Raw genomic sequence first — 8,320 nt, 5'->3', positions numbered from 1 at the left:
TGGAGTTGCCCCTATAAAACCGGACCACTTAGCCAGCCAAAGCACTATTGATAAATTGTCTTGGTGCCATCATATTTAACCCTTTATGGGGCGCATGTTCATTGTAGTCATTGAACCAATCGGGTAACTGCCTCATGAGCGTGAGAGCATCAAATGGATCGCTAAATGCGACATAGTCTCTCTTAAACGTTTTGACGAATGCCTCAGCCATTCCATTACTTTCAGGGCTATAAGCTGGGGTGGTTCTCACATCAAAGCCAAGTTTCCTAGCAAATGCTACTGTTTCGCGAGCTGTATAACAAGGCCCATTGTCACTAAGCCACTGTATCGGCTTTGCTAATACGTCGATTTTGCCAAAACGATACTCCATACTTTCAAGTAGCAAGTCTCTAATAGTTCTGCCATCTATACCGATAGTTGATGAAACGTAACTAATAACCTCTCGGTCACAGGTATCCATAGCAAAAGCCACATGCACTCGATCTCCGTTAGCACACTGAATGGTAAAGCAATCAGAGCACCAACGCGTATTACTTTTTAAAGTAATCACCTTACCGTCGTGAGAACGTGTTGGTTTTTTCTTAGGAGCCAGAAGCAATAAATTATTGAGCTTCATAATGCGATATACACGTTTATGGTTCACTTTTAATCTGCCTTCAGACTGTAGTCGATGGTTGAGTAAAACAGTGACTCTTCGATAGCCATAGCTACAGCGTTTGTCCGTGATTTCGCGAATATAAGGGAGCAGTTCATTGTCCTCTGTTTTAACGTAATGGTTCTTTTGTGGTTCCATTTTTTTAAGCCTTTCTGTTAGATTTGAACGGGATACTTCTAGAGCACGGGCTATCGCTCTTATTCGAAATCGCTTATTCCGAGCAAGGGTTGCCGCGAGATCAGTTTTTTTTCCCGGCCGAGCTTTACCGCTTCACGTAGTATTTCGTTCTCTAACGTTTTTTGGCCTAACACTTGTTCTAGTTGCTTAATTCGCCTTTTGAGTTCATTCGCTTCACTTTGGGGTACCACAGACTCTTCAGCCTTTACTCCAGTCAATGCACTGCTCTCCATTAATTTACGCCAATAAAATAATTGGCTGGGCGGTATTCCATGTTTTCGCGCAACGTAAGATACCGTTGCTCCTGAATGATAGGTTTCATGGACTATTTGTTGTTTCTCTAACGGCGTCCAACGACGTCGATTGCTGCTTGAATGGATTATTTCATTACATTCTAATGGTGTCGATACAGTCATATTACTAGTCCTATTACTAGTCGTTAATTATTGGCTAGGTGGACCGGTTTAAATTGGGGGCACTACAGTCAGTACCAAATTTACCTTCATTAAGAAGATAGTTTTTAGCAACTCCATAGCCTATTTTATTGTCCAAATCAGCAAGTTGCATATGGAGCATGGGTTGTGTATACACACGTCCTTTTACCTCGATAGCGGCATTAAACAATGCAACATCAAAGCTTAGATGCCTCCCCTCATCAGTAACTAACTTGCCATTGAAATACCACCATTCAATCATGTGTTCAAATGAGTATGGTATATTTTGGTAGTGTGCTGCCTCATCTCTGGGAAACTCTAATGGAACATAAGGTAAGTTGGCATGAGCCACTGAAACAAAGAATCCAACTAACATCCATTTCATATGCATTAATCATTCCTTTTTAAAATGTTTAGAGGCGATTTCTGTTGCGATGATATAGGATGTTGGTGTGGATTATCAATCCTGAATATTCTGGGAAATAAGAAGAGCCAGGGATTAAGAAATGTTTTTTTAGGCTGAATTCACAAGAGAACTCCGCAGCCTCGGCTGCGGAATATGAGTTTACATTTTAAAGTGACTGTAACCGTACTCTTCGTTGTTTTCTTCCTCGCTCTCTTCATCCTCTAATTGACCTTTTCCTTCGCTCAGTTTTATTGGTTCTTCTTCCTGCTTTTGCTCAGTTTGTTGGCCAACGTTTTCTTCCAGGTCATTTTCTTCGCCTAAACCTAGAGCCTCCAATAGTGATGCGAGTGCCATCAGACGCATTAGATCTGGTTCGGCATTTAAAGTGATGAAAACCATTGTGTTTTCATTAATAAAATCCATAAGATGTACATGGCCATGTTCACAAACATAGACTTGGGGGGCACGTGGAGCAAAACCGAAGAGCGTGTTAGCATTTCTTCGCTGTGCATTATTCTGTGGGGATTGTGTTTCTTCGGTAGACTCCGAAGTGTGTTGCGAACTCTCTTCAGAAGTTTGTTCATTATCTTCATCTTCGCTAAATTCGGAATTTTCATCTGCGCTTAGTTCGGAATTCTCTTCAACGCGCTCATCAAAACCACTTTCGTCAAAACTACTTTCGTCAAAACTGTTTTCATCAAAGCTACTGTCCTGTGAACTGTTTAAACTTTTCTCTTCTTCAGTTTGTCTTCCAACTCGAGGTGAGGCTGGTGGTGTGTGAGGCATGTCATTGCTCCTTTAAAATAAATAATTAAAATTCCGATAATAAAAATACCTCTGAAAAGAGCCTGTATTATTACAGGCCAGCGAGAAGTTTACAGTTAATTTACAAATTTTGGTAGCACAAATGTACAAATTAAAATTATTTTTCGTGTTGCTTTTTCAGAAAGAAAAACTTAATAAATCAACCTAATAAATTGATTTTAAATAAATATATTCAAAACAGCAGGCTTGGATAATTTTGACTCAGCCAGCAATTTGGGCTATAAATTGATAATCAAGTTGATATTAAATCAATGAACATCTGAATCACCACCATGATTGCAAAATATCTAGATAAATATGTAACAATACAAGCCTGCATCGGTACAGCAATTCTCGCGCTCACGCCTTTTGCACATCTCGATATTTTGGTATTAAAGATTATAGGTCCAGTTTTGTTCATTATTGGACTTTTGATCCTTATAATTGCCATAAAACAATTAGGAGTCGCTTTTACGCCCGTTGTCACTCCCATAGACAATGCTCAGTTAGTTACCTCAGGAATTTACGGCCTTATCCGCCACCCTATCTATGCGGGAATAATCATTATGGCTGTTGGATGGTGCTTATTCTGGGGCTCAATATTGTCCTTTATTGCTTCGCTTGCATTAATCATTTTTTTTCATTTCAAAGCAAAAAAAGAGGAAGCCTTATTAAGTAAGAAGTATCCTGAATATGCGAAGTACATGTCTAAGGTTAAGAAAAAGATAATTCCTTTTATTTATTAAAATTAGAAGGATAAATTTATTTGAATCATTTGAATATGGATATATATTTAAAAAATGCCTACTAAAAACAGAATAATGAGAACCATTCATGAATGCATACCAACAATTAGAACAGCATTTTAAAAAATATTATGATTTTGAAAATCTGGCAGCAATTGTTTCCTGGGATGAAGCATCAATGATGCCGGCTGGCGGAGGTAAAGCTCGAGCGGAAGCTTTAGCTACGTTAAGCGCTGTGCAGCATGATTGGTTAACTGATAAAAAAGTTGGTGAATTGATAAAGCAAGCAAAAGACATTGACAGCTTATCATTATGGCAACAAAAGAATCTTTATTGGATGGAAAAAGAGTATCTGCAGGCAACCTGTATTCCCGTAAATTTAGTCGAAGAATTTACTAATGAATCCTTAATTTGTGGTCAAGCTTGGCGCGAATTACGCGCAAAAAATGATTGGAAATCGTTTAAACCTTATCTGGAAAAATTATTTCAAAAAGTAAAAACGATGGCTGAGATTAAATCACAAACATTTAATAAGCCTACTTTGGATGTGTTAATTGATGAGTATTCCCCGGGTTTAGATTGTAAAACAATTACTCCGATTTTTAATTCATTAAAACATGAACTTGCAAAGCTTATTCCCAGCATCATTGAAAAACAAAAAACCAGGCAAATAAAAACGCTTACAGGAAATTTTCCGGTAGAAAAACAAAAACAACTTGGCATGGAAATAATGACTCGTCTGGGATTCGATTTTAATCACGGGCGACTGGATGTAAGCCATCATCCGTTCTGTGGCGGTATCTCCAGTGATGTGCGCATTACTACACGTTATAACGAGCATGAGTTTTTATCGTCCTTGATGGCGATTACCCATGAAACTGGCCATGCCCTATATGAACAAGGATTATCAAAAGAATGGAGTACACAACCTGTCGGTCATTCTTTAGGGATGGCTGTTCACGAAAGTCAGTCCTTGTTTATTGAAATGCAAATATGTAGAAGTCTCGAATACATCCGTTTTCTTGTACCTATAGCGCAGAACTATTTTAGAGATGTAGCGAATATCACGGCTGAAAATATTTTTTATCATTACACAAAAGTACAACCCGGTTTAATCCGTGTTGATGCGGATGAAGTGACTTATCCCTTACATGTAATACTTCGTTATGAAATAGAGGAAAAACTGTTTTCTTCCGAGATTACTGTTGCTGACTTGCCAGAGGTATGGGATTCATTAATGCAGAACTATTTAGGCTTATCCACAAAAGGCGATGATAAAAATGGGGTGATGCAAGATGTTCATTGGCCATCAGGAATTTTTGGGTACTTTCCTGCTTATACATTTGGAGCATTAATTGCCGCTCAATTATTTTCAGCAGTAAAAAAGTCAATTCCTGATCTTAAAGAGCAATTACAGCAAGGTAATTTCAAAACGTTGTTGTCGTGGCTTAGAGCAAATATCCATCAAAAAGGAAGGCTATTAACCTATACTGAACTATTACGGCAAGCAACAGGCGAGACATTAAATCCTGATTATTATTTTGCACATATTAAAGAACGATATCTATAAAATCCAAGCTGGATTAAAAGCATGAATAAACGCAAGATTCAAAATAGTGCCGTTATTGCTGCAGCTTTAAGTGCGTCACTTGTTTCTTTATATACCAATACCGATTGGCTGTCTGAAAAAAACCAGACAGGAGAGTTTGAACGATGTTATGGAGTGGCACGTGCAAGTAAAAATGATTGCGCTACATCGAAACACTCTTGTGCCGCGCAAGCAACAAAGGATGGTGATCCAGAGGAATACATCATGTTACCTAAAGGATTGTGTGAGCGTATCGTAGGAGAAAAAGGTGCTTAGTTATACTCAATTACCGCCGCGTATCCGAGATGATATGAAAGCACAACAGTATCGGAGCGAATTGCTGGTTGGAGGAGTGCAATTAGGAGTAATACTTTTGTTTATGGCCATAGACTATTTAACTCCCGTCGGCTATACCCCTAATGCACCAGTACACTCTACTTCTTTGGGTTTATCATTATTTACTATCCTGATATTAACGCGGTTATGGTTTGCTTATACAAATCAATTAACACCTAGGGTACTTGGATTATTCGTCATCACCGAAATGTTTTTGCTCTTATTTGTTATCTGGACGTACTACCTACAATATGAAACATCACCAACCATTAATTTAAAAAATACCCACATCAATTATGTTTATATTTTGATCGCTCTTCGCGCGCTGCGTTTTGAACCAGAATGGGTATTACTTTCAGGCTTTTGTGCCGTGATAGGTTGGAGTATTATTGTTTGGCAAACCTTATCCAGCACAGGGATGAATGTTATTACCTGGGACTATGTAACCTACGCATCCACCCGTAGTGTCTATTTGGGCGCTGTATTTGATGTACTTTTGTCTATTTCATTAGTCACAGTGATTTTGGCTTTAGTACTGCAACGCGCCCAAAAGACACTGTTCCAAGCAGTAGAGCAAACCAGTGCAGCAAAGGATTTGGCACGTTTTTTTGACTCAAGCGTGGCTGAAAAAATTATTCACTCTGACTCAATAGTTCAGGCAGGTTATGGGGAAACACGACGGGCAGCAATTCTGTTTACTGACTTGCGCGGCTTTACTAAAGCCTCGAAAACCCTTTCACCAACTGATTTGATCAAATTACTGGGAGAGTATCAACGCTTACTCGTGCCTATTATTCAAAAACATAATGGCACGATTGATAAGTTTATGGGAGATGGCATCATGGCAAGTTTTGGTGCAGTCACACCTTCAAAGACTTATGCAGCAGATGCCTTAAGAACGGTAGATGAGATTCTTACTATGCTGTCAGTATGGAATGAAACACGTAGAAAAAATGGAAATTTTGTGCTTGATTTGGGTATGGGGCTTGCGGCTGGTGAAATTGTTTTTGGGGTTATTGGTAATGCAGACCGACTTGAATATACTGTAATCGGAGAGACTGCAAATTTAGCCGCTAAATTGGAAAAACACAATAAAGTAGAACACTCAAAAGCATTATCTACTGCATCGACTCTAGCGGAAGCGCTAAAACAAAATTATAAAAGTGACACAAAAAAGATTGAACGCAAATCCAGAGATGTTGCAGGAGTTGATGGTCCCATGGATTTAGTAGTTTTAGCTGAGTAACCAACACCTGCTCAATTAGTTGCTTAATGCAACACCCTCTGAAATGGGTTATTTCAATTGAAACATTTCCACAGCAAGCGGTTTTTTAACATAAATTGTAAACCAGCAATCAAATCAAAATCAGGATTTATTTGGCACATGCCTTCATAAGATTGCATTAAAGTAACCCGATTTTGAATGCATGTGAACCAATGAAACAAATCTTTAGAAATCCAATGAGTCACTACTTGACTGTTTTGACGAGAAATCACTGCATAACAAGGTATATGTTGTAAATTAATAATCTTTTTTTCATCTGGCCACTCAATGAAGTCAATGATTTCTTTTAATGAATATAGTGATGAAAATAAATGCACTGATGGATTAAAAACCAAACGTAAAGCCCCTGATTGCTCCAACTTTTTTTGTAATTTCACTGGATTAAGTGTTTTGAAATCTTGGGCACGATAACTTTTATGTTTCAACCATTCTAACTCTGCTATATCTCTCAAATAAACAAGATGTTCAATCGAATTGACCTCTTGTAAAAATCGGGGAAAATTTGCCCCCCAATCATCAAGACAATTGGACGCAGGCAAATTTTTTTCTTTTTGACAAAACATATAAGCGATTTGATTCGCACACTCCTTCCCTATCAGCTTCCAGATAGAGGGGTATGTGATTTCTAGTGCACGACATAAGTTTTGCAAAATGTTGTTTCGATAGATGCTGAACCTAACCTCTGGGTTTATCTTATTTTGGCAGATGTGTTTCATCAGTTCATTATCGTTTTGATGAAACACAGCTTGAGTAAAATCACTCTGTATTTGCTGTATTATTGCTATATTTGACTGATTTTCTTGCTTCATTTATTAAAATCTCCAAGTCAGGTAGATCAGTATCCCACTCCATCAAGGTTGGAACATGGCCAATGCGGTTTACCGCATAACGATATAGCTCCCATACCTCATCACATACAGGTCGATCATGGGTATCTAAAAGCAAGCTGTTTTTTTCATTAAGCACATGAGCTGAGTGCCCAGCCAAATGAATTTCTTGTACTTTTTCAAAAGGAATTGCTTGGATGTATTGATAAGGATCCCATCCATGATTAAAACAAGAGACATAAATATTATTCACGTCCAGTAAAATTTGAGCACCAGTGCGTTTAACCAACTCCGCTAAAAACTCAGCCTCCGAATAGTTTGATGTTTGGTACTCCAAATAAGAAGATGGATTTTCAATAAGTAATGTTCTTTGTAAATAGTTTTGAGCTTCATCAATATGCTCGGCAAGCATCACTAAACTTTCTTCATTATAAGGAATAGGCAATAAATCAGGTAAATAAGCTTGTCCTGTATTGCTCCAGGATAAATGATCTGAAAGTAAAACTGGCTCAAAACGCTTAACCAAAATTTTAATTCGTTTTAAATGATTTTTGCTTACCCCATGCACAGAGCCTAAAGATAATCCTACTCCGTGAAAACTTATAGGATAACTCTCCCGTATAGCAAATAAGAGATCTAATAATGGGCCTCCATCGATCATAAAGTGTTCTGTATGCACTTCCAACCAATCAATTTTAGGCTTTTTCAAAACAATTTGCGCATAATGCGGAGGTCTTAACCCAATACCTATCTTATCGTCACTAATTACCATTATTTATAAAATATTATGTAACTCCCCACGTCATCCCGAACCCGAGCGCAGCGAGGGTGAGGGATCTCCTGTCAGGTGGAACAATTTTTAAAGAATCGATTGATACAAATCATTCTACTCTGGGTTCAATGCATTAATCAAATCATGCTTCTTTTTTCGTGACCAACCCTTGATTTGTTTTTCTCGTTCAATGGCTACAATGATACTCCCACAAGCTTCATAGTATACCTATCGATCCACGCTGTATTTTTTGGTGAATCCAGCAACTAGCTTATTTTTGTGCTCATAGA

General features: G+C 38.1%; 9 protein-coding genes. 4 read left to right on the top strand and 5 right to left on the bottom strand.

What is annotated here, in order from left to right; genetic code table 11:
• Positions 1-28 precede the first annotated feature (28 nt).
• The 3 genes from BW930_RS16660 to BW930_RS16645 form a co-directional block, all read right to left on the bottom strand.
• Positions 29-1,248 (bottom strand): IS3 family transposase gene (locus BW930_RS16660; protein ID WP_115266147.1). Its coding sequence is split into 2 segments (ribosomal slippage): positions 29-906 and positions 906-1,248, totalling 1,221 coding nucleotides; the frame shifts between segments, so codons are not numbered across the junction.
• 34 nt (positions 1,249-1,282) lie between these two features.
• Positions 1,283-1,657: a lipocalin-like domain-containing protein gene (locus BW930_RS16650; protein ID WP_058467800.1), complete on the bottom strand. Its 375-nt coding sequence runs from the start codon at positions 1,655-1,657 to the stop codon at positions 1,283-1,285.
• A gap of 174 nt (positions 1,658-1,831) precedes the next feature.
• A complete protein-coding gene (locus BW930_RS16645; RefSeq protein WP_058467799.1) occupies positions 1,832-2,458 on the bottom strand; it encodes a hypothetical protein in 627 nt (208 codons plus the stop codon).
• A gap of 311 nt (positions 2,459-2,769) precedes the next feature.
• On the opposite strand from BW930_RS16645, the gene BW930_RS16640 reads away from it, so the two are divergent.
• From BW930_RS16640 to BW930_RS16625, 4 genes are all read left to right on the top strand, one after another.
• The gene (locus BW930_RS16640; protein ID WP_058467798.1) at positions 2,770-3,222 is read left to right on the top strand and encodes a methyltransferase family protein; all 453 of its coding nucleotides are present in this window, start codon (positions 2,770-2,772) and stop codon (positions 3,220-3,222) included.
• A gap of 88 nt (positions 3,223-3,310) precedes the next feature.
• Positions 3,311-4,792, top strand: a complete 1,482-nt coding sequence (locus tag BW930_RS16635) for a carboxypeptidase M32 (RefSeq protein WP_058467797.1) — start codon at positions 3,311-3,313, stop codon at positions 4,790-4,792.
• A 21-nt stretch (positions 4,793-4,813) separates the two neighbouring features.
• Positions 4,814-5,086, top strand: coding sequence for a BufA1 family periplasmic bufferin-type metallophore (locus BW930_RS16630; protein ID WP_058467796.1), 273 nt, complete (start codon positions 4,814-4,816; stop codon positions 5,084-5,086).
• Positions 5,079-6,392: an adenylate/guanylate cyclase domain-containing protein gene (locus BW930_RS16625; protein WP_058467795.1), complete on the top strand. Its 1,314-nt coding sequence runs from the start codon at positions 5,079-5,081 to the stop codon at positions 6,390-6,392. The genes BW930_RS16630 and BW930_RS16625 overlap by 8 nt, the downstream gene beginning before the upstream one ends.
• A 53-nt stretch (positions 6,393-6,445) precedes the next feature.
• Here BW930_RS16625 and BW930_RS16620 read toward each other — a convergent pair whose 3' ends face one another.
• Entirely contained in the window at positions 6,446-7,240 is a 795-nt protein-coding gene (locus BW930_RS16620; RefSeq protein WP_058467794.1) for an HvfC/BufC N-terminal domain-containing protein, read from the bottom strand.
• Positions 7,188-8,030 (bottom strand): MNIO family bufferin maturase, encoded by an 843-nt coding sequence (gene bufB, locus BW930_RS16615; protein WP_058467793.1) that lies wholly within the window; start codon positions 8,028-8,030, stop codon positions 7,188-7,190. The genes BW930_RS16620 and bufB overlap by 53 nt, the downstream gene beginning before the upstream one ends.
• Positions 8,031-8,320 lie beyond the last annotated feature (290 nt).

Origin of the sequence: Fluoribacter gormanii (assembly GCF_900156395.1) — a bacterium.
In the GTDB taxonomy this organism is placed as follows: Bacteria; Pseudomonadota; Gammaproteobacteria; order Legionellales; family Legionellaceae; genus Legionella; species Legionella gormanii.
This window is presented reverse-complemented; position numbering and strand designations above follow the sequence as displayed.